Genomic DNA, 24,738 nt, shown 5'->3' with positions numbered 1-24,738 from the left:
TCCTTCCATTACCACATACTGGTAAATTTGCTTTGCATCGCTCTGCTGATGGGAATGCTGTCGTCACCAATTACCGCAACCATTTTGCCGGTAAAATCTTTCTTCACTTTGTCTATCATCGAGACATTTACCACACTGGAGCGATGTACTTGCCAAAACAACTCCGGATCCAGCTGAGCCAGTAGTTCCTTTAGTGACGTTCGCAGCACATACTCAACTTTGTTGCCCTGCTCTCGCTTGTATAGAGAGACGTATTTATCTTCCGCTTTGAAGTAAAGAACCTCTGACAAAGCAATAAGGTGGATCTCTTCACCTTTGCTCGCTCTAATCCAACTTAAATATTTCGGCTGAGCAGGCGCGTTGAGCTGCTGAATCTGATGCAGCAAAGTGCCAAGTTCCGTCGCGGGTTCAGCACTGCTTAGCCGCGCTTTCAGTTTTTCGACGCATTGGATAAGACGAGAATCAGAGACAGGTTTAAGCAGGTAATCCACCGCATTAGTTTCAAAAGCTTGGACAGCGTATTCGTCATACGCCGTTACAAACACAATATGAAGTTGGCAATCACGCTTAGAGAGCTTCTTTGCCAGTGACATACCATCCAGCCCGGGCATTTTTATATCCAGAAATACCACTTGAGGCTGATGTTGCTCGATCATTTCAAGGGCTTGTTCACCATTCGCAGCCTGCCCGACAATATCGAGTTCAGGCCAATACTCAGCAAGCGCCTGATTAAGATGACGACGCAGCAACGGCTCATCGTCGGCAATGACGGCGGTAAGATGATCAGTTTGCATCCATGTTTTCCTCAAGTTTCTCCAATGAGCGACGTTGTACAGACAACTGAGCAATCACACCACCCGCTGCATTCTCTTTCAGGTTCAGTGACGCATGTTGACCAAACAAAGTGGTGAGCCGATGACGAATATTGTCCAGCCCAATACCTTGCCCAGCATGACTAGGCGTATCGCTAAAACCAATCCCATTGTCGATAACAGAAATGGTCACACTATCCTGATTTTCAGCAACCTCTACTGTTATTTTTCCACCGACAGAGCTGGGCTCAATGCCATGTTGTACTGCGTTCTCCACTAGCGGTTGAACCAACAGAGGCGGTATATTGAGGTCCCCCAAACAATGGTCGGAGATTTCATAATTCAAGCGTTCTCCGAGCCGTATTTTTTGAATAGCAAGGTAAGCATCCACCAGCTCTAATTCGCCTTTTAAGGTCGTGTTGTACTGACGACTGCGTTGTAACGTCCCGCGTAATAGCTCGGTCAGTTTCTCCAGCATCAGCTTGGCATTTGTCGCATCGCTATCTATCAATACGCTAATGTTAGCCAGTGTATTAAACAAGAAATGAGGTTCAATCTGGCTTTGCAGCTGCTTCAGTTGGCTCAATAGCAGTGCTTTCTCCTGCTCTGTTTGAATCCGGCGAGCCCGTTCCAGCTCCTTTTGAGTCTGCAGCTTTTGCTCATGCGTATAGAAATACAGAAAACAAGCCGCTGAGAAAATAAACCCAAGAATGATGACCGGCTTCATCTGGCTGAAATCGGCAAACTTGTCGTATCTGCTTAACCAATAGTAGGCATTGGTCGTACCAAACACCATTGAAGCGCCAATAGACAACATGCTCAGCTGACGCCGAGTCCAATGCTCACTCGTCCACTGCAATAAATGAGAGCTCAATACTGCGCTATATCCGTAGCCGAAACTGATAAGAATATGCTCCCAAAACGGGCTCGGCCAGATGGCATGTGTTGCGAATGCGATGATGAGGCAAAAGACTGAGGTGAACACCAAACTCTTCAATACGTCTGTTAAACGAGTAGCAAAGTCAGTCATCAAAATTTTCCTTTTAGATTTATAAAAATCATACGCTTATCTGATAGATTTGCATATACGGAGTCATGGCTTCCCGTCATAAAACGGGCTGCAAGTTCAACGTCGACCGAAGTCTGCCCCGAGTCATAAGCACTGTAGTTAATCCACTGTGTTGCAATGACACCGCCGTCTTGTGGCGATAATAAGAGATCAAAAGTAGGCTCTACATTCTCCAGCCATAAGGCATTTTTACTCCATTGCCACTGACTCCAGCTAGTAGGATTCAAACTCCAATGAAACATGACATTATGCTGCACCAGATTGATATGGTTGAGCCCCTGAACGTACGAATGTGACAGACCAGCGGTGTTGGCGCTTTCTGATAAAGCTGTCGCTCTTTCCAGTCCCTGTCGCCAATCCTCTTTGCTCCATGCCCGATTGTCATACCAATATTCGACAATGATTTGATTGCCGGCTTGGCTAGCCCAATTAAGCCCAACCAAACCTTGAAAGCCACTACTTTTTTTAGCAAGAGTTACGGGTGAGTAGAGCCCTTGCTGCTCAAACCCTAGATAGTATCTCTGGTACACAAAAGAAGCGTGGTACGCCCATGATGCATCATAAACAGACACCATGGAGCCACCAATTAAACCCTGTCTTACGTCGTCATAGTAAGCAATGCCCTGCCATTCCGTCTCATCTGCCAACCAGTAACGACGCAGACCAATGCCCTGTTGCTCAGTTCTCTGTTCGAGCTCGCTAGACTCTTGCTTTGTCCAGCTGGAATCGCTGTAAAGCAAACTCCACTCTCCCGAAGGATCAAAGTATGACGCCATTGCGACACCTGCGCCCTCCTCTACCTGAATTCCCACTGGGTTACGCCGATAAGGTTTGAACAAATCTAAAGGACGATATCCATACCCTACTCCCCAATCGAGGCGGATTTTGCCCAGCGTCATATCCAGCGGTAGTACGCCTGTCTCCCAGACGCCTTGCCAAAAAAGTTCCTGAACAATCAACTCATTATCAGCTGAGTCGGATGAGTCGCTCGACGCTAGTTGACTACTTTGTGCCGCGAACAAGCCACTCCAGCTTTGCCACTCGGCTTGCACACGAAGCAACGCGTCTAGCTGCTCAGTGTGCGACGCCGTATGTGGTTCAAACCAGACGGAGTCTCTGTGCCAATTCTGGCTACCACTGACCGTCCAGTCCCAATTGAAGCTTGGCTGAGCAAGGCCGCTGCCTGAAACCATTGCCGCCAACGCGAAAATCAAACGACAATTCACGTTACAGCTCCGACAGTGCGTTACGCGTTAAAAATGCCGGAATATAGTATTTATCTTCAAGTTGATGAGCCGTCATTTGCTGATATTCAATCACCGTTTTCTTCGCTGGCTGAATCTTGTCAATCAAGGTCATGCTCACGACTCTCGGCTGGCCATCGCGCTCACCCTGCTCAAACAATGCCTGCTTAGCCAGCTTGCCAGATTTTAAGTACAAGTTGGCTTTGATCGGGAAGTCGCTCTCCGATTCCAACCATAATTCGATGCGATCGTAACTCGCGCCTTGGGTTACAGACTGCAGAGAAAGCTGGTTTGCAAGTACTGCCCGCTCATTGATGGTCAAGGTTTCCTGAGCCGTCAGCGTCGCTCGGTAATCCTGACTCCAAGTGAGGGTAGAAACATCGCCAACGGAGGCTTCACCGAGTAACTTTTGCATCGGCGTTATACGAATCGGGCGACGACTTTTAGGCATCACTAGCCAATAGTTGTCTCCCAACATCAGCATCTTTTGCCCCGCTTCAACCGGTGACTTAAACACAACCAAAGACTCGCGTTCGGGGCGTGTATAAACATTGTATTGGCGTGTTTTATCCAGCTCTCCGTTTTTATACAAGGTAACGAGAGAAACCACTTTGGCGGACGCCTTATCAAGGCGATAGGCATCTGCATTTTTGACCATGGTCGCAGTGTCATTAGCAAACACACCAACACTCAACAGGCTCAATCCGATGACGATAGAAAGTGATTTAAACATAGGTCAATGCCTCCGTTATCGGCTTATTGACACCCTTTCGGGCGGAAAGAAACGCAGCGAGAATGCAAATCGCCATGACCCCCAATGCGCTGTAGCTCAGTAGTTCAAGTGAAAAATAGATATTGAGTGGATAACCGTCGGTTCGACCCGGTGGTGGTGGCATTTGCACATCCACCACCATCAGGACAATACTGGTGACGGCTGTTAGAAGCCCGCCCAATAGTGTGCCGATGCCAGCTAACAGTGCTGCTTCGCGAACAAAGCCCGCTACGATTTCCGCAGGATATGTGCCTAACGCGGACAAGGTTCCTATTTCGCGGGTTCTTTCCGTCACCGACATTGTCATGGTGTTAAAGAGAGCAACGAACACCACCAGCGACATCACCGCCCCCATAATGCCGAAGATTCGATCGTATAAGTCTTTCACTTTGGTGTAGAAAAAGGCTCTTTGCTGCCACGGCGTGACTTCCAGTGCTTGGCGGTGTGGCAAAGAAGCGAGTTGTTCTTCCACCCAACTCTGAAGCTTCAACGTGTTTTGTGTTTCGTAGAGGAAAACCGATAAGGTACTCACTTTATCGCTCACCAGCAGTTCCTGTACCGATTCAATATGCAGGTATAGCTGGCGCTTATCTAAGTCCGGCACACCCGTTGAATAGATACCATGAACTTTGAAGTCGAGCGCATTCAGCGCGCCGTCGCTCGTCGTTGCAAGCACGGTGATCCAGTCACCAATTGATACGTTGAGATTACGTGCCAAATCTACACCCAGCATCACTTCAGGCTCCGAGGGTTGATACCGCGAAGAGCGAATATCAGACAAAGTTTTACCCTGACGCACGTCGAGAAACGGCCCCTTCATATCGAACTCACGTTCATTCACGCCAGTACCGACAAAAATGGTCGATTTATTGCCATTTGAGACCAGCCCTGTGAACTCAATCCTAGGCTGAATGCCTCGTATATCCGGATTCGATATCAGTTGCTCGTAGATCGCAGCGCTGTCTTCCAGACCATTCGCCAATGGCATGTCTTCATCTTTCTCGAAAAATCCGGGAATGCTGATTGTCAGATGCCCCGTATCTCGCGCTGTTGATTCTTGGAGTGATTCATACGTATAAAGCCCAAACCCACCCGCTGACGTCAAAGCAAAAACGGCAATCGTGATAATTAGAGCGGACAACACACTGCGACGACGATTTCGCAGCAAATTCAGATACGCTATGCGCACTGATTGAGGAACTAACTGGCCCATTTCATCGCCTCCTCGCTTATTCTGCCATCCACCAGTGAGAGGGTGCGGTCACATTGATTCGCCATTCGCTGATCATGTGTAGCCACAATGAAGGTAGTTCCCAGCTCATGACCAAGGGTTTTCATCAGTTCAATCACACGCTGCGCGGTATGGCTATCCAGACTGGCGGTTGGCTCATCGGCAATAACAAGTTTGGGTTGATGAACCAGCGCCCGTGCAATGGCGACGCGCTGTTGTTGACCACCCGAGAGATGATCAGGTCGATGGTGAGCAAACTCTTCCAGCCCCACTTTGCCAAGCATTTCCATGGCGAGCATTTGCTGTTGTTTAGCAGAGTATCCGTTCAACATTAGCGGGTACGCCACGTTTTCCCATGCACTCATTACGGGAACCAAGTTAAAGCGCTGGAATACAAAGCCCATGCTGCTCCGCCTCAATTGCGCCGATTGTTGTGCCTCTTTCGGGTATAACGAGCCATCGAACATAACCTGACCTTCATACTCACTATCAAGCAAACCCAGAATATTCAGCAACGTGCTTTTGCCAGAGCCTGACGGGCCACAAAGCGCGACCATTTCACCATTACTGATTTCGCCAGTGACGTTGCTGAGTGCCTCCACTCGCTGCTGACCGAGTTGGTACTGCTTGGCTAGATTTTGAAACTGCAACATGCTCTCTCCTTAGGCGTTATTGGCCATCGCTATCGCCTGTAACGTCATCGGATGTTGGGCATTGAGCGTTGACATTTCCTGTGCCCATTTTTGTGCCTGTAAGCTGTCTTCTGCGCGAATGGCTGCCTGAATGGCGTAGATGTAAACCCAGGCAATCGCATCAAAGGATTGAGACGTAAAAGCCTGCTCAGAGAGAAGCCCCGAATACAGCTCATAACCACGTTCGAAATGATTAAACATATCGGGCAATGATGTATAAGTCGCCGCCGCAACCGCTCTTGCCAATAGTGACTCTGGTAGCCCCTGACGAATCTCTTGCAGTGGAACAGGCGTTGTATCATCCGATAGCATATCCAACCCTTTGGCAATCGTACCGAGCCCTTGCTCTACGTATTTCATCTTGTTCCAAGGAAGAAAAGCATCGCGTCCCATCAAGGTTTGTGTGCTACCGAGATAGACCAATGTCAGAGCATCACCGCCTTGTCTTTCGATCTGACCTTGCAGCTGCTCATAAACGGATTCAACCTTATCTTCATCGCCTTGAGCGGCTTGATTATATTGCTCTATTAACTTGTCACTTGGCGCTGCGACCGCTTGAGCGCTAACCAGTAAACACAGGCCTAATTGATGCGTCAGTTTCATTTTGTCGTTCCTTCTTCTTAGCTGATGTTCAAAGGTTAATCAGCGATGAGCAAGGCTGCTCGGGTATGCGACGAACGGTGGTTGGATGACGTGAATGGTAAAAATAGAGCGTGAATGGTGAGATTTTGTTCAGCCTCTGCGGCTTATCTGGAAATCAACGGCTATGATCGTTAAAGTAGCGCCATGATTAGTTATCGCATTGAAATTCAATGTGACGAGAGAGAAGAAATTATGTTTAGCGATGATCGCGTCATTGATAATCTGGAAGAGCTTGAAGCTTTTCTCCTCGCTGTAGAAAGCGGCAGTTTTGGTTTGGAAGGCGTTGCAGGTATCGCACTTGCGACAAACAATGCTGATGGTCGCCACTTTGTGGCAGTACTGGATGATAATCACCAACTGCTGCTAGCTCGCTGGGTAACCGACGAAATCTTCCAAACAGGTCAGGATTTAGTCCGTAACGGACCGAAGAGAAGCCATTAAAATAGCCCGCAATTGCGGGCTATTTTAATTCAGGTGCTTAAGCAGTTAACTCAGGCCACCAAAGCACAGGTATTTCACATCCATATACTCATCAATACCTTGCTTGGCCCCTTCGCGGCCAATGCCGGATTGTTTAACGCCACCAAAAGGCGCGACTTCTGATGAGATAATCCCATCATTAATCCCAACCATTCCGTATTCAAGAGCTTCAGCCACCTTCCAGATACGACGAATGTTATCACTATAGAAGTAAGCGGCCAGACCATAGATGGTGTCGTTGGCCATCTCAATCAACTCTTCATCGCTCTCAAACGCCAAGACTGGAGCCACAGGGCCAAAAATCTCTTTGGAGACAATATCCATTTCTTGAGTCACGTTCTTCAGGATAACCGGAGCAATAAACTGTCCAGATTGAGGCACTATAGGTGAAACAGGCTGCGCTCCTTGTTCAATCGCCCCATCAATCAAACGCTCGATACCCTCTTTGGCGACTTGGCTAATGACAGGCCCAATATTGACGCCTTCTTCCAAGCCGTTACCAAGTTTGAGCTGTTTTACCGCTTCATCAAATTTAGCCACAAATTCATCGTATACATTGCGATGAACGTAGAAGCGATTGGCACACACGCACGTCTGGCCTGCATTGCGGAACTTAGAAGCCACTGCTCCTGCAACGGCAGCGTCTATGTCCGCATCATCAAATACGATGAAAGGAGCATTACCACCCAACTCCATTGAAGTGCGTTTAATATCGTGGGCACTCTGCTGCATCAAGAGACTACCGACACGAGTTGAACCCGTGAAAGACAGTTTGCGAATCAGTGGATGAGAGGTAAACAGCGCTCCAACTTCTGGTGCACTCTCCCCTACAACCACTTGCAATACATCACGAGGAATACCCGCCTGATAGGCCAGTTCCACTACTGCAAAAGCAGACAGTGGCGTCAGTTCAGCGGGTTTCACCACAAAGCTACAACCTGCGGCAAGCGCGGGAGCGGCTTTGCGAGTAATCATCGCTATCGGAAAATTCCAAGGCGTAATCGCACTCGCGACACCGACAGGCTGCTTAATAGTCACCATACGCTTGTCCGGTGTTGGTGCTGGAATGGTTTCACCATAAGTGCGTTTTGCTTCTTCAGCGAACCACTCAACAAAGCTCGCCCCATAGAGCACTTCACCTTTCGCTTCCGCTAGTGGCTTACCTTGTTCTAGGGTCATTAAACGACTGAGGTCATCCTGGTTTTCAACCAGTAATCGAAACCAACGCTGGAGGATGGCAGCTCGCTGCTTGCCTGTCAGCTTGGCCCACTCTTTCTGAGTATTATGAGCCCGAACAATTCCCTGTTCGATTTCCTCCTGAGTGGAAACCGGTGCGTAACCCAGCAGCTCTTGTGTCGCGGGGTTATAAACCGCGACACTTCTGTCCTGATTCGACACCATAAAAGACACTAAACTCTGATTACCTATTTGCTGCATTGTGATTACCTTGTTCTTCGCCTATTAAGGGTTGGGCTGTGAATACTGTTGATTTTCTGACGATGAAATACTGCTCACACTAGGAAATAAAGCCCACGATTTGTGTGCCTCTAGAATTACATACGTTTGAGGGGTTTAACAACACTATCTAGGCCTTCAATGTTCAAAGCGAAACATAGTTGAAGTCACTGACGCAGTTCACTAATTGGTCTGCGTTTTTTTCAAACCAAAGTAAAGAGCTTTCTTTGGGAGGCTTTGTTATGGCTCAGGATTGGACATTTATTTGTCAGCGCCTTTGCTAAATTAGCAATTAATGAATAACCACAGGTATAGAAAATGTAAAAAAGCCTACAAAATATTACTTACAACCTATTTTTGGACACATCCATCTAAGATACCTTTGAGCTCTTCCGTATCCCTGCTCAACAGCTTTACGATACCAATGTGTCGCTTGTTCCTCATCTTGAGGCACACCTCTGCCTTTTTCGTACATAGCTCCAAGATTCGTTTGAGCTCTTGCATACCCCTGCTCAGCAGCCTTACGGTACCAATGCACCGCTTGTTTATCATCTTGAGGCACACCTCTGCCGTTTTCGTACATCTCCCCAAGATACGTTTGAGCTCTTGCATATCCCTGCTCAGCGGCCTGACGATACCAATGTACCGCTTGTTTCCAATCATCAAGCACACCTATACCCTCTTCGTACATCACCCCAAGATTCGTTTGCGCTCTTGCATACCCCTGCTCAGCGGCCTGACGATACCAATGTACCGCTTGTTTATCATCTTGAGGCACACCTCTGCCCTCTTCGTACATCCACCCAAGATTCGTTTGAGCTCTTGCATATCCCTGCTCAGCAGCCTGACGATACCAATGTACCGCTTGTTTATCATCTTGAGGCACAGCTTCACCGTCTTCGTACATCACCCCAAGATTCGTTTGCGCTCTTGCATACCCCTGCTCAGCGGCCTGACGATACCAAAGTACCGCTTGTTTATCATCTTGAGGCACACCTTTACCGTATTTGTACATCCACCCAAGATTCGTTTGCGCTCTTGCATACCCCTGCTCAGCGGACTGACGATACCAAAGTACCGCTTGTTTATCATCTTGAGGCACACCTCTGCCCTCTTCGTACATCCACCCAAGGTTCGTTTGAGCTCTTGCATATCCCTGCTCAGCGGCCTGACGATACCAATGTACCGCTTGTTTATCATCTTGAGGTACACCTTTACCGTCTTCGTACATCACCCCAAGATTCGTTTGAGCTCTTGCATACCCCTGCTCAACAGCCTGACGATACCAATGTACCGCTTGTTTATCATCTTGAGGCACAGCTTCACCGTCTTCGTATATCTCCCCAAGATACGTTTGAGCTCTTGCATACCCCTGCTCAGCGGCCTGTCTACACCAACGCATTGCTTGTTTATTATCTTGCAGCACACCTTTACCGTATTTGTACATCACCGCAAGATTCGTTTGAGCTTTTGCGTATCCCTGCTCAGCGGCCTGACGATACCAATGTACCGCTTGTTCCTCATCTTGAGGCACACCTTTACCGTATTCGTACATCACCCCAAGATTCGTTTGAGCTCTTGCAGATCCCTGCTCAGCGGCCTCTTTGAGATCTTTTATCATATCGTTACGTTCAACATTATCATCTTGGCTGACTGCTCTGATACTGTTTTGAGAACATCCAGCCATAACAATACAAACCATTAATAACATGAAAATTCGCATAGTGTTCCTGTTGTGCTTGATGAGTATTAACCTAACTAATACTGTTTTTTTAATTGAGGTAGCTAGATACACTTAACACTCTCTAGCTCTCCTAAAGATGTTTGGCGCAAACTCTAACACGTTACGCTGTAGTATATCTACTTGACTTAATTTAACCTTAAACACTTGATTATATTAAACTTATAGAATGAATAAAGAAACTACAAGGACTTAAACACCCTTTGTATTGTACCTAACTGTGAACTAGGGCCGAATTGAAAAGGCTACGGATGCTAAACAGAAACGATAAACTATCCGGAGCAATGCGAATACCTATAATCAGGTCGAATTTACCCCCGTGACACAACACGGGGATGCACAACGGAAAGCACTAGAAGAATGGATGACTTTTAGTAGGGTTAAACCCCATGAACAGGATATGAATGAATTAAAGATCTATCCAACAGTGGGACAAAAAAGAGTCAGCCTAACAGGCTGACTCTTTTGAATGGAAACAGGATTTATCTTGGGAGAGGTTAAGGATATTGTGGTAGGTTACATCCGCCGATTAATTAGGCTGATGACCACTCTTCTTCGCAAACTTTTGCATCGCCTCGGCAAAGGTTGTTGTTTTACCTTTCGCTTGAACCTGTACTACTTTGTAGCCCATCTTTTCTAACGCTTGGCGCTCTGCTAAAACGGCTTTGTCATCTTGCTGGCTGCCTCCGGCAGGCTGATGAATGTAACATCCCTCAAGTTGGCCATCTTCGACCAGTTGGTGGTGTCTCAATGCTTCGATATCAAAATTCATAGTCAGTCTTTTATTTAAGTTCTAGGGTTACATTCGCTTTAAAGGCTTAACGACGCTATCTAATCCTTCGATTTTTAGCGCAAGGCATAGCTTGAGGAGATCGCCAAGCTCCCCACTAGGAAAGCCCTTTTTATCAAACCACAATAAATATTCTTCGGGGAGATCGATCAAAACGCGCCCAGCATATTTGCCAAAGGGCATCTGGACGCGTGCTAACTTAATGAGATTTTCTTTTTCCAGCATGATTTTACTATTCAGGATGAACTCTATGCTTAGAGTACCACTGAAATTTAATGCCAGACAGAGGCGGTGCTACCGTAGGCTCACATTACGCTTGATTTACGGTGTGCGCGTATTCGACCACAATTTGATTGCCTTCGATGTAAGCGTTCTGGATTTCCCCGTCAACACTCATTCGGCTTTGAAGATAAACCACCTTAGGGCCCATATCATTAGCTTGTTTAAGTGAAGGAAAGACCAGTTTCGCATCGAGATGAAGTAATCGGCAAAAGTGGCTAATGAACGACATCGTCAAAGGCTCTTCTCCGCGTAAGAGTTGCGAGAAGCTTAGCTGACTGATCCCTAACTTTTTCGCAAACTCCATTTGCGTGAGACGCATTTTAGACTTTTGAGACATCCACGTATTGTATAACGCCTCTCTATCCTTCTCAGTAAATTCCATGGGTGAATCCTTGTATCGCTTAGTGCGATGGATTCTGCGCCTTTTCATTCACAGAGATGTCAGCAATGAGTTAACGTTAGTTAAAAGTTTGGTTTGCTCGCTAACGGCATTTGTAATGTGGAGCAATGATGACGTACCAACCCATTTTCTATACGTAACGGTTCAACAGCTCATATACTCTCAAGAAATATTTATTAATAAATCAAACAGTAGTTTTATAAACTTAATTTGTGCCCGTTATTTTTATTCGGGATACCCCTTCCAAAAACAGGGATAAGTGATGACTATATCTCTCTTTCCGCTAGATTCTCACTTAATTAGCAAAATAAAATAACAGCAGAATCATCTAATATTTGTTTGTTAGGTAAATATTATATTGGCTTGGTTCTGCTGGGTGTGAGTATTAAGGGAAAGGTATGAACATGAGCGGAGTGAGTTATGACAGAGTCACCAAAACGTTTCATTGGTTTATGGCAATCGTCATTGTGTACACAACGATGGCAGGATATGGGATGCACCTGACAACCTATGATTCTCCTATGTTTCACTTCCTGTCGACATTAAACATGTCGCTTGCCACAGTTGCCGCTCCCGTATTTTTGGCTCGTTGGGTGTGGAAGTATTTTAGGCCAAGCCTAGAGGTTGACGACAACATTGCTCATTGGCAAAAGAGTATTGCTAAACTCATTCATTCGCTGATGTATTTCATGATGTCTTGGGTATTTATTTCTGGTTTTTTGATGCTGGAAAACTCGTATCATTTTTTCTGGATGGTGGAAGTTAGCAATCTTATTAAAGAAATAGAAATAAGTTCGTTCTTCTTTAAAGTTCACCGTTTATCTTGTCTTACGCTTGCTGTGCTGGTGACACTTCATATTCTCGCTGTGGCTCACCATCATCTTATTAGGAAAAACAATATCCTTAAATTGATGCTGTAGAGCACAGACAAAAGCGGATGCTCAATGCATCCGCTTATTTGTTAGAACCAGCTAGAAATCAGACGTTTAAACCAATCGATAAGTTGTTTGAAAAGGCTGCCTTCATCGACATCGGCCTGAGCGATAAGATCTGCCGTCGCGACTTCATCACCTTCCACGCTGTATATGATGGTGCCAACTTTTTCTCCCTCAGTGATGGGAGCCACCAATTCGCGGTCAAATTCGACTTCAGCCGTCAGTTTGGCCGCATTACCTTTTGGTAGTGTCATATATATATCTTCATCGACACCAACACTTAACTGATCCTGCTCACCCATCCAGACTTTTGCTTCAGTCACAGTGTCGCCAGCCTTGGTAGGTGACACCGTTTCGAAGAATCGGAAACCATAGCTAAGTAACTGCTTACTTTCAGATTCTCGGCTCTTAGTGCTACTTGCACCCATCACCACGGCGATCAAACGCATGTCCCCACTGGTTGCGGATGTGGTCAAGCTATACCCTGCTCCGCTGGTGTAACCCGTCTTCATACCATCAACGTTCATGCTGCGATCTCGTAGCAAACCATTTCGGTTGTATTGAGTAATGCCGTTGTAGGTATAAGACGTCTCGCTATAGAGAGGATAGATATCAGGCAAATCACGAATAATGGCTTGGCCCAGTTTCGCAATATCCATAGGGGTTGAGTAAAGGCCGTTACTATCCAAACCGTGTGGATTGGTATAGGCGGTGTTTTCTAGGCCGAGCTTTTCAGCCCAGGAGTTCATTAAGTTAACAAAGGCCCCTTCGCTGCCAGCAACGTATTCTGCAATCGCGACACTCGCATCGTTACCTGATTGCACGATAAGACCACGATAAAGATCCATCAGAGGTACCGTAGTGCCGACTTCGATAAACATCTTTGACGAATCAGGGAAGTTCTTTGCCCAAGCGTTTTTGCTGATCACAACCTGATCATCCAAAGTAATGTTGCCCGCTTTAACTTCCTGCCCTGCTACATAAGCCGTCATCAGTTTGGTTAAACTGGCCGGATTAAGCTTGGTGTTCGCATTCTTTTCAACCAACACTTGGCCAGTGTTGTAGTCAATCAAGACATAGCCTTTAGCCCCTAATGTTGGAGGCTCAGGAATAATAGTAGGCGCCGCAATGGCATTGAATGTCGCAGCGATAGAGGAGAAAAGTGCTGCTTTTAGGAGAAACGTTTTTTTCATGGGACGTTACCAACTCTAGTCACAATCGGAGTTTTTATGATTAGTTTGAGTATAAACAAACAACAATGATATTTATTCGCTTTGTAATCAATCGTTACGCTTATTGGAAAGTTTTATTAAATAATGAGAGTTCGACTCCATATATGGGTAAATTAGTACAAAAAAGCCAGTGTTCATAACACTGGCTTTATCAATCTAGATTATCTGGCTTACTAAGCTTGAGCTTCCTGAACCTTCTTCGGTTTTGGCGTAATGCTGTCTCGGTAGCTGAACCACAAGTAAGTTACCACCAAAGAGAAGAATAGGTATGACAATGCAAATACTAATGGAGAAGTAATCAGCTCTTCCGACATACTCCAGCTCACCCCAATCACGGTGATAGTTAGCTTAGATAGCATGCCGCAAATCAGTAGCAGTAATGCCAGTTGAGGAAAACGAGTCGTTCGGAATGCAAACCAGTAGCAGCTACCAACGGCCAATGCAGAAATAGAAAGACCTAACATGAAAGAATGAAGGTGTTCAGCGGACAACACACCTGCAGAAATTGACGCCATTATGATCAGAAATAGTTTCATCTTCGCCTCGCTTTTTAAAACTGGAAAAAGCTTCCTTTCATTTTTGCAAACTCATTTTGCGCATATTTTCACCATTTCCACACGAATTTCAAGCCTTAAATTGGTGCATTTTTTGTACAAATTTGTTTCAGCCACGACATGTAAAATAAAGGTTAACAAAACAACTATCTTGGTTCCTTGCCACTCAAGCATGAAATGGATTGCAACAGTCAAAATGAAATCAAACCTTACAAATTGGTAACAAACATTTACATCGACAATCCTTCTCTATTTTGTGATCTGATGCATTTTCAAACAGACATTTCGAGCCCAAATGCGTTGTTACAACCTAAGTTTTCACTTTTCGATATCCCTATCATTTGGAATATCAGAAAGAGTGTGACTCTAGCCACTGTTCAGTAGATTCACACTCGAATAGAACATATGGCTTTGTTACCTTTGCGCGCATTCGATATTTCGTACCACATACCATGCCTTCAGAGTACAGAATCAAAAAGATCGTTGAGATCGGTGATACCTTGCACCGTAGTGGCTGCGCGCCCTACAAATTAGAAAAATACACGCAGTTTTATGCTCGAAAACATGGCGTCGATGTCATGATTCAGGCGACCCCAACAACGGTTAACTATCAGTTTCCAGACGATAACAATGCTGTAGTTATGAAGCGCCATCAGCCTGCTTCGATTAACCTCAGCTTACTGGCGAATACCATCATTCGAATTAACCAACCCAGTAAGGAGCCCGTTCCAGAACCTGTAGGCTACCCTAAGTGGGTCACGGCACTTGCGAACATGGGGATCCCACCTGCCTACCTTATGCTGGTCGGCAGTACGTTAGAGGCCGTCTATATATCCATCTTTCTCGGTTTTCTTGCATGGGGCGCTCAACAAATCTGCAAAGCGAGACGCTCAATTGCCGTCGAATTTGTTGCCGCATTGATCACCGGCATTCTGGTCGCCTTCTTTGCAAGTACCAGCGCCGATCTCCCTGTCTGGGCGCTATGTATCGCCGCTATCGTCTTATTTGTTCCCGGTTTATCGATAGCCAACTCACTCGAATGTCTTGCGTTTAACGATTTGGTTTCAGGGACCAGCCTGTTGGGTCAAAGCTTTCTCACTCTGATCAAGTTGTTTGTAGGCATTATGATGGGGTTGAACATTGGAGAAGCGATCTGGGGGCAGCCGGATATCACCTCTTACGTCAATGAGATACCGACATGGCTCCACATCTCAGGATTGTTTTTGATATCCGTCTCCCTTGGTGTGATATTCAATGCCAGACCTAAAGATATTTTGCTCGGTTTACCTGTTGCGGTACTGGGCATGTGGGGACCGTTTTACTTAGGCTTCGAAAGTGGTTGGGTCGTGGGTACTTGGATTACCACCGTACTGATCACGCTCTATGGTACTTGGGTGGCGAAGAAGATGGATCTCACGGGCTCTATTTACATCGTCCAAGGCATCATCATCTTGGTACCGGGTAGCCGAGTTTTGGTCAGTGCTGGCCAATCTGTGTTTGAACAGTCCATTTTACCTATTCCAAGTATTGGTCTCTCAGCGCTATTTATGTTCTCAGCAATTGTTGCTGGTCAGGTTACGGCTTACTCGATCTACTCGCCGCGAATCGAACGATAGTCGCACTCAATAGATAAAAGAAAAGAGCCCTATTCGAAAGTTGCTGTTTAAGCGGCTTTTGAATAGGGCTCTTTACCCTTATGTTTTAGCTTACGAGAGAAGCTCCCTTTCCCCTTTTTCGACTTCTCTACCCGCGTTTTAAAAAGTTGGCTGGTGACGACGGCTTTTAACGCATTGTCTTGTATTTCACCTCTCCCAACCTCCAAATTGGCTTGAAGGGAAGCGGCATCCCTAAATATTTTTCTGGCACTCTTGCCCATAATTTTGTCCTGCTTTGATTTTACAAACGACTAGTACTTGGTGATAAATCACTCATCAAACCCGTATTTGACAGAATAAATCACCACACAAACGAATGTTACACTATCTATAGCCCAATCAGTAATATTTCCGAAACTCTACCTAGCGCAAATTTCGAATGAAAAGAGCATGGTAACGAAAAAGTATCATATGAATTTTATTGACTTAGTGCCACTTAGCTTTAGACTAGACGGCAGCTAGAAAACGGTTCTTGTTTTTATTCCGCCGTTTCGTTGGATTTCTTGTATTTCTTCCGTAACGTCGTGCGCAATAGCAATCTCCTTTTCCACGCTATCGTTGCCGTCATGGCTTTTACAAGATTTATCAAGGATATACATTATGTCTAACACTGTTACTGGTACAGTTAAATGGTTCAACGAAACTAAAGGTTTCGGTTTCATCCAACAAGAAAACGGCCCTGACGTTTTCGCTCACTTCTCTGCAATCACTGGCGACGGTTTCCGTACTCTAGTTGAAGGTCAAAAAGTTGAGTTCACTGTATCTCAAGGTCAAAAAGGCCCACAAGCTGAGAACATCAAACTAGTTTAATTTTTAACTAGCTAGATAAAGTTTTACAATAGCCAGCTTCAAGCTGGCTATTTTTTTATGTGTAGTAAACGACTATGGCACTCAAACCCACTATCTATAAGTTTCGAATTTCGCTCTCGGACACTAACCGCGACGTCTACGATTCTCCGCAACTGACTATCGCGCAGCACCCATCAGAAACCATCCCGCGAATGATGGCGCGTATTCTGGCTTACTGTATTCAATATCAACCGGAACTAGCATTCACTAAAGGTCTATCTTCAATTGAAGAGCCGGACCTCTGGATCAAATCACTTGATGATACGATCCTACACTGGATTGAAATTGGTGAACCATCCCTTGATCGCATTAAGAAAGCCACTCGCTTAGCCAAGAGAGTCGACATCTTCACCTTTACCAGCAAATCTGACGTCTGGTGGGCACAAACCAAAAACAAATCTCACCAATATGACGCCAACATATACCGACTCAGTGCAGAAGGCATCGATGCTTTGTCTGAAGTAGTTGAACGCGGAATGGATCTATCCGTGATGATTACTGGCAGCAGCCTGTTCATTGACTGTGACAAAGGCTCATTTGAAGTTCAGATCGAGACTCTACAATCTAATGACTGATCTGGAACAGGCATTCATAGCGATTGGCGCAGAGTCACTAGACGCCGTAAAGGAACATCCCAAACTGTGGCAGCAGTTTTTGCAACAACAATCGGCCTTGTTTGACAAAGTAAAACAGAATAAGCCCGATAGCGCGGATGAGTCCCATTTACTCGGCATCATGACAAAAGCGCATATTGAGTGCCTTTCCCGCGTTGAAGCTAACCGAGAAGCGGTTCAAGCCATGTGGAAAGCATTACACGATAACCTTGGTGAGCAACATGCCAAACGATTCGAGTATCAGGATTATCAAATGCTGACTCTGGTAACACATGTTTGGCTCTATATTCAGGGCTACCTGAAAATGGATTTCAGCCTAGCGAATGACCATGCTGAAACAACCGCTCATCTGCAAAGTGATCTTTCGGGTCTAGATGTAAATGCCATCCGGACACAGTATCTCGCGAGCTACTACTTGGGAAGCGACAACTCCCCAGTAGCGCAGCGACACAACCCTATTTGGAGTTGGTTCAAACGCACCTTCGGTTAATTAAAAAGGGCTTCCTAATGGGAAGCCCTTTATCAATCTTACAGATAGGTATGAGGTCCAAACACTTCGTAGTGAATTCGGTCTCTTGTTACACCCAATCCTTCCAACTGCTTAACCACTGCTTCCATAAAGGCTACTGGCCCACAAAGATAGAAGTCGGCACTGTTTAACGGTAACTCGCTTTCCACTAAGGACAGGTTCATCTGCCCTTCGAAATGAGCCTGATCGTTTAAATACCATGTAAACTGCTGCCAACCACGCTGTGAAATCAGCTGTTCCGTTTCACTCTTGAAGGTATGTTGATCAGCACTGTTACAAGCGTAAAGGTACGAGACGTCTTGTTTATCCGCTGCTGCTAACGTTTGTAGCATCGACTGAATTGGCGTCGCACCAACACCTGCAGAAATCAGAACCACTGGCGCGCCTTTTTCTTGGTAGTAGAAATCACCCGCCGGCGCATATAAATGGACGGTATCGCCTTCGTTTACTTCGTCATGCATGAAGTTAGACACCAAGCCATTGTGCTGTCCCACTTCACGTTTAACTGAAATTCGGTAGTTTTTGCCATTAGGTTTCTGAGACAACGAGTACTGACGTATCTCATTGTGCTCACCTGTAGAAGGTTTAACTTCAACACCAACGTACTGGCCTGGATTGTAGTCCAACACCTCACCACCATCCTGTGGCTCAAGAACGAAACTGGTGACGTATTCTGATTCAGGTTGCTTCTGTTTAACCACAAACTGACGTGCGTTTTCCCAGCCACCAATCGCTTGCTTACGTTGAAGATACAGCTCACCTTCGCGATCAATAAATACTTTTGCCAAGAACAGATATGCTGCCGTCCATGCCTCTTCCACTTCTTTGGTAAATGCCTCTGACGCCAATTCACGTAACGTTTCAATTAGGTGATGACCAACAATCTGGTAGTGTTCAGCTTGAATGTTAAAGCTGGTGTGTTTATGAGCAATACGCTCAACCGCTGATGTCAGTGCTTCAAGGTTTTCAATGTTCTTAGCGTAAGCCGCCACCGCTTCAAACAGTGCAACACTTTGACGACCGGTTTTCTGGTGCGTCATATTGAAGATGTCTTTAAGCTCAGGGTTGTGCGAAAACATTCGTTGATAAAAATGCTGTGTTAAAGCCGGGCCGGCACTTTCGAGCAAAGGAATAGTACTTTTTACGACTTCGATATGTTGGTTGTTGAGCATCTTTATTTTCTCCTCATATGGGTATTATCTTTTTCCCTTCTAAGAGCACGATTGATGCCAAGTTTAAACATCTCCTAATTACTTGGATTATCGAGCATTATTCACTGTCAAAAAGTCATAATGACCCAGTTGAAATATGTCGAAATGACTCTAAAATATAATAATCACACGTTAGCACTGGTTACTTTTAACTCACATCGTTCTGTGAGGAGTCACCTACCGTCATTTGGAGCCCTACCGCACCATGCAAGATATCTCTGTTTCGACTTTAATCGATATGACCATCGGCCTAGCAACAGGCCACAATGAGCACGATCGTTTCAACAAACTGCTTGATGCCATTCGCAAAGCCATCCAATGTGACAGTGTGGCGCTGCTGTCTTTGCAAGGCGATACCTTAGTCCCCTTAGCGATTCAGGGCTTAACGCGTGATACGCTGGGTCGTCGCTTTAAGGTCGATGAACATCCTCGCTTTGACGCAATCTGTGCCTCAAAAGCCGCTGTGCGTTTCGACGCAGACTGCGAACTGCCCGATCCGTTCGATAACTTACTGCTTGATTACGATGGCGATTTGCCAATGCATGCTTGTATGGGCCTTCCTCTGCTCTATGCTGACAAACTGCTTGGCATTCTGACTCTGGACAGCCTAACACCTAATGTCTTTGACCAAATCCCTACTCGCAGTTTAGACGCTCTATCGGCGATTGTGGCATCAACTCTCAAAGTTGCTATGACCGTTAGTCAGTTAGAACAACAAGCTAAGCAGACTCAACAACGTTTCGAAGAACTCAATGAGGATGCATGGGAGCGTGAAGGCGGCGAGATCATCGGTGCCAGCGAAAAAATGACGACGCTGAAGTCCGATATCGATGTCGTCGCTCCATCCAATTTCAATATTCTGATCAATGGCGAAACTGGTGTAGGTAAAGAGCTTGTCGCTCGAAGCCTTCATCACCTATCCAATCGCCGTAAGCAACCTCTTGTTTATGTCAACTGCGCAGCCATTCCTGAAAACTTGGTAGAAAGTGAACTATTTGGTCACGTTAAAGGAGCGTTTACGGGAGCCGATAAATCGCGGCTAGGCAAATTTGCCTTGGCAGACGGCGGCACTCTATTTCTTGATGAGATTGGTGAACTGCCTCTTACAGCACAGAGCAAAATTCTTCGTGCATTGCAAAACAACGAGATTCAACCCGTTGGTCAAGATAAAGTGGAGACAATTGATGTTCGCGTTTTGGCCGCGACCAATCGTGATTTGAAAGAAGAAGTCAGCGAAGGTCGTTTTCGCTCAGATCTTTATCATCGCCTTAGCGTGTATCCGATCAGCGTCCCACCACTTCGCCAACGCGAAGGCGATATCGTTCTGCTCGCGGGTTACTTCCTGGAACAAGCGCGGCGTAAGCTTGGTATCGTCCAAATCAAGCTGGGCAAAGAGGCTCAGCTCCTCTTATCGCGTTATAACTGGCCGGGCAATGTGCGTGAGTTAGAACACGTCATTAATCGAGCGGCTCTAAAGGCAAGAGCAAGAGGCAACCACGGCAAACTGATTACTGTCTCCATTGATGACATCGGTGATCTCCACTCTCTTCCCATTGAGGAGTCATCAAGCAACCTCTCCGCCACCAGACATACAAACACCATCGATTGGACAAAAGGCCTACGTGAGTCCACCGAAGAGTACCAGCGACATATTATCACCCTCGCTTTGACCGACGCTGACTTCAACTGGGCAAAGGCAGCAAGGCAGCTGAAAACTGACCGTGCGAATCTGACGCGATTAGCGAAACGATTGGGTATTACCGTGACTAAGCAGCACAAGATAAGTACTAATTGATGAACAACTTGGTTACAATGCAAACACTAGTTAATCACGATATAAAAAGTGGGTGAAACAACCCACGTTTAAGTCACCCTATTTGTTGTATTGTAAAGGAATGTTATGAAGTTTATCCGTTGGTTTTTAGGCCGCGTAATCCTATTGCTTAACTTTGTATTTTCACCAAAAGGCGTCAAGCGATCGGCAGAGAGTCAGCAGGCAGTCAATGACAAAGCCCAATCTATGGCTCTGTACCAGTTCGAAGCGTGTCCATTTTGTGTCAAGGTTCGTCGTGCGATGAAGCGTCAATCGGTCAATATCGAACTGCGCGATGCCAAAACAAATCAGGCGCATCGCTCTGAACTCGAAGCTGGTGGTGGCAGAGTTAAAGTGCCTTGCCTAAGAATCGAGAAAGAAGGCAAGGTCGAGTGGATGTATGAATCTTCTGATATTGTTGCTTACCTAGAGCAGGAATTCGCCTAAAACCAACGAAAGGAAAGTGCCATGGATGTAGTGACTCTGGAGATAGGCGAAATCAAAGCGATTGTCTTTGATTTGGATAACACCTTAGTCAGCTCCAATCTGGACTTTCATTGGTTAAGAACACAAGTCGGCTGTCCAAAAGAGGTCGACTTGCTCACCTTCATTGACGAATTGGATTGCTCTCAGTCAGCTATTCGAGCAAAACAATTGGTACTGCAGCACGAACTGGATGACGCCGATCACTCCTCTCCGATGCCCGGCTGTCATGACCTACTTCACTTCATCACACACCATAACCTTCACACCGCGATTATTACGCGCAACTGCGCACAAGCGTCAGAACGCAAAATTGAGCATAACCAACTCAATATTTCGCGTGTAATCAGCCGTGAACATTTCCCACCTAAGCCCGCTCCAGATGCACTTCTTGCGCTCGCAACAGAATGGCAGTTGGCTCCTCAGCAAATTCTCTACGTCGGTGATTATGTCTATGACCTACAGGCTGCAAGCAATGCGTGTATGCCGTCTTGTCTAGTGACTCATGGTAAACCGAGTACATTTACTCAACATGCCTCATTGACTGTGAATCACCTCAGCGACCTATTGGACTTGTTCTCAATCTTCTATCAACAAAAAACTGAAACTATTTCATAACTTACCAAAAAGTAACCAATGGTTAAAAGTTGATCTGTGTGCAACAATAAAGTTCTAAACCTAAGATCTGCGAACTGGATAATGTCAAAGAATAAAGTTTTAGTGCTCTATGCCCACCCCTCTCAGCGACGCTCCGAAGTTAACCAACCACTGTTTAAAGCCTGTCATAAAGTCGAAGGTGTGACTGCGGTTGATCTGTATTACGAATACCCGACCTACAACATCAATATTGATCGCGAGCAGCAACGCTTAATCGATCACGATGTGATCGTGTTTCAGTTCCCGCTTTACTGGTATTCAACACCTTCAATTTTAAAAGAGTGGCAAGACTTGGTATTGGAGTACGGTTTTGCGTATGGCCACGATGGCACTGCTCTACACGGTAAAAAGTTTCTTTGCGCGCTCACTGCGGGCGGTCAAGAAGAAGCGTACCAGACAGAAGGCTACAACCACTTCACCATACGCGAATTACTCCAACCTCTTGAACAAATGGCAACGCTGACAGGTATGGAATACCTTGCTCCATTCGCTCTATTTGGTGCTCGTACCGCGAAGGAAGACGGTCGCATCAAAACACATGTTGAGGCTTGGCAGGCGCTATTACTGGCATTGGTTGAAGATAGAGTCGATTACGACAAGGCTTCAAAGGTCGAAAAACTCTGCCACTGTTTGGATGAAATCATTGTAGGAGGATTACGATGACCGGCTATTTCCTACAGGCATTTATCTATCTTGTTGCCGCTGTTATCGCCGTTCCCATTGCAAAGCGACTTGGGCTCGGTTCTGTACTCGGTTATTTAATTGCAGGCGTCGTCATTGGGCCAATCATTGGCCTAGTTGGAGAAGAAACAACGACCATTCAGCATTTTGCGGAATTTGGTGTCGTGATGATGCTGTTTTTGGTCGGCCTTGAATTAGAGCCTAAAATGCTCTGGTCTATGAGAAATCGCTTGCTCGGCTTGGGAGGGCTACAAGTCGGAGGAACCACAGCGGCAATCATGGGCGTGGCGTTACTGTTTGACCAGCCATGGACGATTGCCCTTGCGATTGGTTTGATCTTCGCGCTTTCTTCAACAGCTATCGTATTGCAGACCTTTAATGAAAAGGGTCTCAACAAAACAGAGGGCGGACAGAATGCCTTCTCGGTATTACTGTTCCAAGACATCGCCGTCATTCCTATGCTGGCGTTTATCCCACTATTGGCACTCCCTGAACTAGTGGAACAAGCTCAGGCAGCGGTCAACAGTGCAGCGGATCACCATGATGAGCTCAGTTTAGTCGCAGGTCTACCGGGTTGGGCGTATGCCTTGGTGATTATCGGTTCGGTAATTGGCCTGGTCGTTGGCGGGCATTATTTAAGTCGTCCACTGTTTCGTTTCGTTGCCAGTTCAGGGCTTCGTGAGATTTTCACCGCAACGGCTTTAATGTTAGTCGTCGGTATCGCGGCACTGATGAGCTTGGTCGGTTTGTCCCCTGCACTCGGCACTTTCCTTGCGGGCGTGGTTCTAGCAAACAGTGAATTTCGCCACGAACTTGAGTCCAACATCGACCCGTTCAAAGGCTTGTTGTTAGGCCTATTCTTCATCACCGTCGGGGCTGGTATCAATTTCGGCATCCTGTTCGATGACTTTGCGCTCATCATCGGTTTAACACTGGGCGTCATGCTGCTCAAAGCGACCATTCTTTACGTGTTAGCCCTGATATTCCGCATTAAAAACAGCAACAAGTGGTTGTTTACACTCAGTTTGGCACAAGCGGGCGAATTCGGTTTCGTCTTGCTCAGTTTTACGGTGCAGAATCATGTCATTCCACAGGATATTGCTCAAACTCTGTCACTGGTGGTGGCCCTGTCGATGTTCCTGACTCCGGGTTTGTTTATCCTATTCGATAAAGTCATCTTGCCAAGATTTGAACTTGAGTCGAATGACCGTGAGGCCGATCAAATTGAAGAGAAAGGCACTGTCATCATTGCGGGTATCGGCCGCTTTGGACAAATTGTAAATCGATTACTCGTCGCTAATGGGGTCAAAACTGTGGTGCTTGATCATCAGGCTGCTCAAGTTGATGTCGTGAGACGTATCGACACCAAAGCTTACTTTGGTGATGCTACTCGGCCTGACCTACTTCACACCGCTGGTATTGAAGAAGCCTCTATGCTGGTGATAGCCATTGATAACCCTGAAACCAGCGTCGAGCTGACCAAATACGTCAAACACACGTATCCAAACGTCAAAGTACTGGTCCGTGCCTTCGACCGTGGTCATGGCTATCTGTTACGTCAGGCAGGCGCTGACATTATCGAGTCAGAAACTTACCATTCTGCGCTTGAACTTGGTGCACAGGCCTTGAAATCTCTGGGATACCACCCATTTCATGTAGAGCAACAACGAACTGCGTATCGTCGAATTGAAGATAAGAAATCCGACATGCTTTATCAAGCTTGGGAAGATGACTCTGAAGGCGAGCGATTTGACAACAACTACCGAAAACTCTTTATGCACCTCGAAGAACAAATAAAGCTGGCGATGAATACCGATCGCTCAGACAAACATGAGGGCGGTGAGCGAGGATGGACACCTCCTCCCAAAGGTTATGCTGAAGAGTTCAAGGAAGAATAATTTTAGACCGGGGCACT

Annotated in this window: 27 protein-coding genes; 11 read left to right on the top strand and 16 right to left on the bottom strand. The window is 46.1% G+C overall.

Annotated elements, in window-relative coordinates:
• Window positions 1–8 precede the first annotated feature (8 nt).
• Genes F0265_RS10430 through F0265_RS10400 form a run of 7 tightly spaced genes read right to left on the bottom strand, consistent with a single transcriptional unit; the run spans window position 9 to window position 6,423 of the window.
• Complete coding sequence (locus F0265_RS10430) at window positions 9–794, bottom strand: LytTR family DNA-binding domain-containing protein (protein WP_171748829.1); 786 nt, start codon at window positions 792–794, stop codon at window positions 9–11.
• The gene (locus F0265_RS10425) at window positions 784–1,842 is read right to left on the bottom strand and encodes a histidine kinase (protein WP_171748828.1); all 1,059 of its coding nucleotides are present in this window, start codon (window positions 1,840–1,842) and stop codon (window positions 784–786) included. The genes F0265_RS10430 and F0265_RS10425 overlap by 11 nt, the downstream gene beginning before the upstream one ends.
• The gene (locus F0265_RS10420) at window positions 1,842–3,074 is read right to left on the bottom strand and encodes a hypothetical protein (RefSeq protein WP_171749128.1); all 1,233 of its coding nucleotides are present in this window, start codon (window positions 3,072–3,074) and stop codon (window positions 1,842–1,844) included. The genes F0265_RS10425 and F0265_RS10420 overlap by 1 nt, the downstream gene beginning before the upstream one ends.
• 34 nt (window positions 3,075–3,108) lie before the next feature.
• The gene (locus F0265_RS10415) at window positions 3,109–3,858 is read right to left on the bottom strand and encodes an outer membrane lipoprotein-sorting protein (protein ID WP_171748827.1); all 750 of its coding nucleotides are present in this window, start codon (window positions 3,856–3,858) and stop codon (window positions 3,109–3,111) included.
• Window positions 3,851–5,110 (bottom strand): FtsX-like permease family protein, encoded by a 1,260-nt coding sequence (locus F0265_RS10410; RefSeq protein WP_171748826.1) that lies wholly within the window; start codon window positions 5,108–5,110, stop codon window positions 3,851–3,853. The genes F0265_RS10415 and F0265_RS10410 overlap by 8 nt, the downstream gene beginning before the upstream one ends.
• Window positions 5,098–5,781 (bottom strand): ABC transporter ATP-binding protein, encoded by a 684-nt coding sequence (locus F0265_RS10405; RefSeq protein ID WP_171748825.1) that lies wholly within the window; start codon window positions 5,779–5,781, stop codon window positions 5,098–5,100. Before F0265_RS10405 ends, F0265_RS10410 begins: the two co-directional genes overlap by 13 nt.
• A 9-nt stretch (window positions 5,782–5,790) precedes the next feature.
• The gene (locus F0265_RS10400) at window positions 5,791–6,423 is read right to left on the bottom strand and encodes a hypothetical protein (RefSeq protein ID WP_040121323.1); all 633 of its coding nucleotides are present in this window, start codon (window positions 6,421–6,423) and stop codon (window positions 5,791–5,793) included.
• Between the two features lie 231 nt (window positions 6,424–6,654).
• On the opposite strand from F0265_RS10400, the gene F0265_RS10395 reads away from it, so the two are divergent.
• Window positions 6,655–6,903, top strand: coding sequence for a hypothetical protein (locus F0265_RS10395; protein WP_099608756.1), 249 nt, complete (start codon window positions 6,655–6,657; stop codon window positions 6,901–6,903).
• A gap of 45 nt (window positions 6,904–6,948) precedes the next feature.
• On the opposite strand, the gene F0265_RS10390 is transcribed toward F0265_RS10395, so the two are convergent.
• From F0265_RS10390 to F0265_RS10370, 5 genes are all read right to left on the bottom strand, one after another.
• Entirely contained in the window at window positions 6,949–8,379 is a 1,431-nt protein-coding gene (locus F0265_RS10390; RefSeq protein WP_171748824.1) for an NAD-dependent succinate-semialdehyde dehydrogenase, read from the bottom strand.
• Window positions 8,380–8,737: 358 nt separating this feature from the next.
• Window positions 8,738–10,120: an SEL1-like repeat protein gene (locus F0265_RS24690; protein WP_171748823.1), complete on the bottom strand. Its 1,383-nt coding sequence runs from the start codon at window positions 10,118–10,120 to the stop codon at window positions 8,738–8,740.
• Between the two features lie 547 nt (window positions 10,121–10,667).
• Window positions 10,668–10,910 carry a hypothetical protein gene (locus tag F0265_RS10380; protein ID WP_171748822.1) on the bottom strand — a complete coding sequence of 81 codons (243 nt, stop codon included), beginning with the start codon at window positions 10,908–10,910 and terminating at the stop codon, window positions 10,668–10,670.
• A 27-nt stretch (window positions 10,911–10,937) separates the two neighbouring features.
• Complete coding sequence (locus tag F0265_RS10375) at window positions 10,938–11,153, bottom strand: DUF3820 family protein (protein WP_171748821.1); 216 nt, start codon at window positions 11,151–11,153, stop codon at window positions 10,938–10,940.
• A gap of 85 nt (window positions 11,154–11,238) precedes the next feature.
• The gene (locus F0265_RS10370) at window positions 11,239–11,592 is read right to left on the bottom strand and encodes a helix-turn-helix transcriptional regulator (RefSeq protein ID WP_006960455.1); all 354 of its coding nucleotides are present in this window, start codon (window positions 11,590–11,592) and stop codon (window positions 11,239–11,241) included.
• 422 nt (window positions 11,593–12,014) lie between these two features.
• Between F0265_RS10370 and F0265_RS10365 the strand changes: the two genes are divergently transcribed.
• A complete protein-coding gene (locus tag F0265_RS10365; RefSeq protein ID WP_171748820.1) occupies window positions 12,015–12,530 on the top strand; it encodes a cytochrome b/b6 domain-containing protein in 516 nt (171 codons plus the stop codon).
• Window positions 12,531–12,571: 41 nt separating this feature from the next.
• Here the strand turns inward: F0265_RS10365 and F0265_RS10360 are convergent, their stop codons facing one another.
• Together F0265_RS10360 and F0265_RS10355 are read right to left on the bottom strand one after the other, a co-directional pair.
• Entirely contained in the window at window positions 12,572–13,738 is a 1,167-nt protein-coding gene (locus F0265_RS10360) for a D-alanyl-D-alanine carboxypeptidase family protein (RefSeq protein ID WP_095571406.1), read from the bottom strand.
• A 212-nt stretch (window positions 13,739–13,950) separates the two neighbouring features.
• On the bottom strand, window positions 13,951–14,313 hold the full coding sequence (locus F0265_RS10355) for a hypothetical protein (RefSeq protein WP_006960453.1): 363 nt from the start codon (window positions 14,311–14,313) through the stop codon (window positions 13,951–13,953).
• 470 nt (window positions 14,314–14,783) lie between these two features.
• On the opposite strand from F0265_RS10355, the gene F0265_RS10350 reads away from it, so the two are divergent.
• The gene (locus F0265_RS10350) at window positions 14,784–15,947 is read left to right on the top strand and encodes a threonine/serine exporter family protein (protein WP_065742155.1); all 1,164 of its coding nucleotides are present in this window, start codon (window positions 14,784–14,786) and stop codon (window positions 15,945–15,947) included.
• A gap of 47 nt (window positions 15,948–15,994) precedes the next feature.
• Here the strand turns inward: F0265_RS10350 and F0265_RS10345 are convergent, their stop codons facing one another.
• On the bottom strand, window positions 15,995–16,207 hold the full coding sequence (locus F0265_RS10345) for a ribosome alternative rescue factor ArfA (protein ID WP_171748819.1): 213 nt from the start codon (window positions 16,205–16,207) through the stop codon (window positions 15,995–15,997).
• A 379-nt stretch (window positions 16,208–16,586) separates the two neighbouring features.
• Here F0265_RS10345 and F0265_RS10340 point away from each other — a divergent pair, with 379 nt between their 5' ends.
• The 3 genes from F0265_RS10340 to F0265_RS10330 all read left to right on the top strand — a co-directional run bounded on the left by F0265_RS10340 (window position 16,587) and on the right by F0265_RS10330 (window position 17,939).
• A complete protein-coding gene (locus F0265_RS10340; RefSeq protein WP_006960450.1) occupies window positions 16,587–16,796 on the top strand; it encodes a cold-shock protein in 210 nt (69 codons plus the stop codon).
• A 74-nt stretch (window positions 16,797–16,870) separates the two neighbouring features.
• Window positions 16,871–17,410 carry a YaeQ family protein gene (locus F0265_RS10335; RefSeq protein ID WP_171748818.1) on the top strand — a complete coding sequence of 180 codons (540 nt, stop codon included), beginning with the start codon at window positions 16,871–16,873 and terminating at the stop codon, window positions 17,408–17,410.
• The gene (locus tag F0265_RS10330; protein WP_171748817.1) at window positions 17,403–17,939 is read left to right on the top strand and encodes a hypothetical protein; all 537 of its coding nucleotides are present in this window, start codon (window positions 17,403–17,405) and stop codon (window positions 17,937–17,939) included. Before F0265_RS10335 ends, F0265_RS10330 begins: the two co-directional genes overlap by 8 nt.
• A 38-nt stretch (window positions 17,940–17,977) precedes the next feature.
• Here the strand turns inward: F0265_RS10330 and hmpA are convergent, their stop codons facing one another.
• Window positions 17,978–19,150, bottom strand: coding sequence for an NO-inducible flavohemoprotein (hmpA, locus tag F0265_RS10325; protein ID WP_171748816.1), 1,173 nt, complete (start codon window positions 19,148–19,150; stop codon window positions 17,978–17,980).
• Between the two features lie 244 nt (window positions 19,151–19,394).
• Here hmpA and norR point away from each other — a divergent pair, with 244 nt between their 5' ends.
• The 5 genes from norR to F0265_RS10300 all read left to right on the top strand — a co-directional run bounded on the left by norR (window position 19,395) and on the right by F0265_RS10300 (window position 24,721).
• Window positions 19,395–20,984 carry a nitric oxide reductase transcriptional regulator NorR gene (gene norR, locus F0265_RS10320; protein WP_171748815.1) on the top strand — a complete coding sequence of 530 codons (1,590 nt, stop codon included), beginning with the start codon at window positions 19,395–19,397 and terminating at the stop codon, window positions 20,982–20,984.
• A gap of 105 nt (window positions 20,985–21,089) precedes the next feature.
• Complete coding sequence (locus F0265_RS10315) at window positions 21,090–21,449, top strand: glutathione S-transferase N-terminal domain-containing protein (RefSeq protein ID WP_065742161.1); 360 nt, start codon at window positions 21,090–21,092, stop codon at window positions 21,447–21,449.
• Between the two features lie 21 nt (window positions 21,450–21,470).
• Window positions 21,471–22,103 (top strand): HAD-IA family hydrolase, encoded by a 633-nt coding sequence (locus F0265_RS10310; protein WP_171748814.1) that lies wholly within the window; start codon window positions 21,471–21,473, stop codon window positions 22,101–22,103.
• Between the two features lie 81 nt (window positions 22,104–22,184).
• Window positions 22,185–22,805, top strand: a complete 621-nt coding sequence (locus tag F0265_RS10305; protein ID WP_065742163.1) for an NAD(P)H-dependent oxidoreductase — start codon at window positions 22,185–22,187, stop codon at window positions 22,803–22,805.
• Window positions 22,802–24,721 (top strand): monovalent cation:proton antiporter-2 (CPA2) family protein, encoded by a 1,920-nt coding sequence (locus F0265_RS10300; RefSeq protein WP_171748813.1) that lies wholly within the window; start codon window positions 22,802–22,804, stop codon window positions 24,719–24,721. Before F0265_RS10305 ends, F0265_RS10300 begins: the two co-directional genes overlap by 4 nt.
• Window positions 24,722–24,738 lie beyond the last annotated feature (17 nt).

Source organism: Vibrio sp. RE88, assembly GCF_013113835.1.
GTDB lineage: Bacteria > Pseudomonadota > Gammaproteobacteria > Enterobacterales > Vibrionaceae > Vibrio.
This window is presented reverse-complemented; position numbering and strand designations above follow the sequence as displayed.

Bases quoted from the DNA above. Each gene is read 5' to 3' on its own strand.
- F0265_RS10430 (WP_171748829.1), bottom strand. From the start codon at position 794: ATGCAAACTGATCATCTTACCGCCGTCATTGCCGACGATGAGCCGTTG.
- F0265_RS10425 (WP_171748828.1), bottom strand. From the start codon at position 1,842: ATGACTGACTTTGCTACTCGTTTAACAGACGTATTGAAGAGTTTGGTG.
- F0265_RS10420 (WP_171749128.1), bottom strand. From the start codon at position 3,074: ATGGTTTCAGGCAGCGGCCTTGCTCAGCCAAGCTTCAATTGGGACTGG.
- F0265_RS10415 (WP_171748827.1), bottom strand. From the start codon at position 3,858: ATGTTTAAATCACTTTCTATCGTCATCGGATTGAGCCTGTTGAGTGTT.
- F0265_RS10410 (WP_171748826.1), bottom strand. From the start codon at position 5,110: ATGGGCCAGTTAGTTCCTCAATCAGTGCGCATAGCGTATCTGAATTTG.
- F0265_RS10405 (WP_171748825.1), bottom strand. From the start codon at position 5,781: ATGTTGCAGTTTCAAAATCTAGCCAAGCAGTACCAACTCGGTCAGCAG.
- F0265_RS10400 (WP_040121323.1), bottom strand. From the start codon at position 6,423: ATGAAACTGACGCATCAATTAGGCCTGTGTTTACTGGTTAGCGCTCAA.
- F0265_RS10395 (WP_099608756.1), top strand. From the start codon at position 6,655: ATGTTTAGCGATGATCGCGTCATTGATAATCTGGAAGAGCTTGAAGCT.
- F0265_RS10390 (WP_171748824.1), bottom strand. From the start codon at position 8,379: ATGCAGCAAATAGGTAATCAGAGTTTAGTGTCTTTTATGGTGTCGAAT.
- F0265_RS24690 (WP_171748823.1), bottom strand. From the start codon at position 10,120: ATGCGAATTTTCATGTTATTAATGGTTTGTATTGTTATGGCTGGATGT.
- F0265_RS10380 (WP_171748822.1), bottom strand. From the start codon at position 10,910: ATGAATTTTGATATCGAAGCATTGAGACACCACCAACTGGTCGAAGAT.
- F0265_RS10375 (WP_171748821.1), bottom strand. From the start codon at position 11,153: ATGCTGGAAAAAGAAAATCTCATTAAGTTAGCACGCGTCCAGATGCCC.
- F0265_RS10370 (WP_006960455.1), bottom strand. From the start codon at position 11,592: ATGGAATTTACTGAGAAGGATAGAGAGGCGTTATACAATACGTGGATG.
- F0265_RS10365 (WP_171748820.1), top strand. From the start codon at position 12,015: ATGAGCGGAGTGAGTTATGACAGAGTCACCAAAACGTTTCATTGGTTT.
- F0265_RS10360 (WP_095571406.1), bottom strand. From the start codon at position 13,738: ATGAAAAAAACGTTTCTCCTAAAAGCAGCACTTTTCTCCTCTATCGCT.
- F0265_RS10355 (WP_006960453.1), bottom strand. From the start codon at position 14,313: ATGAAACTATTTCTGATCATAATGGCGTCAATTTCTGCAGGTGTGTTG.
- F0265_RS10350 (WP_065742155.1), top strand. From the start codon at position 14,784: ATGCCTTCAGAGTACAGAATCAAAAAGATCGTTGAGATCGGTGATACC.
- F0265_RS10345 (WP_171748819.1), bottom strand. From the start codon at position 16,207: ATGGGCAAGAGTGCCAGAAAAATATTTAGGGATGCCGCTTCCCTTCAA.
- F0265_RS10340 (WP_006960450.1), top strand. From the start codon at position 16,587: ATGTCTAACACTGTTACTGGTACAGTTAAATGGTTCAACGAAACTAAA.
- F0265_RS10335 (WP_171748818.1), top strand. From the start codon at position 16,871: ATGGCACTCAAACCCACTATCTATAAGTTTCGAATTTCGCTCTCGGAC.
- F0265_RS10330 (WP_171748817.1), top strand. From the start codon at position 17,403: ATGACTGATCTGGAACAGGCATTCATAGCGATTGGCGCAGAGTCACTA.
- hmpA (WP_171748816.1), bottom strand. From the start codon at position 19,150: ATGCTCAACAACCAACATATCGAAGTCGTAAAAAGTACTATTCCTTTG.
- norR (WP_171748815.1), top strand. From the start codon at position 19,395: ATGCAAGATATCTCTGTTTCGACTTTAATCGATATGACCATCGGCCTA.
- F0265_RS10315 (WP_065742161.1), top strand. From the start codon at position 21,090: ATGAAGTTTATCCGTTGGTTTTTAGGCCGCGTAATCCTATTGCTTAAC.
- F0265_RS10310 (WP_171748814.1), top strand. From the start codon at position 21,471: ATGGATGTAGTGACTCTGGAGATAGGCGAAATCAAAGCGATTGTCTTT.
- F0265_RS10305 (WP_065742163.1), top strand. From the start codon at position 22,185: ATGTCAAAGAATAAAGTTTTAGTGCTCTATGCCCACCCCTCTCAGCGA.
- F0265_RS10300 (WP_171748813.1), top strand. From the start codon at position 22,802: ATGACCGGCTATTTCCTACAGGCATTTATCTATCTTGTTGCCGCTGTT.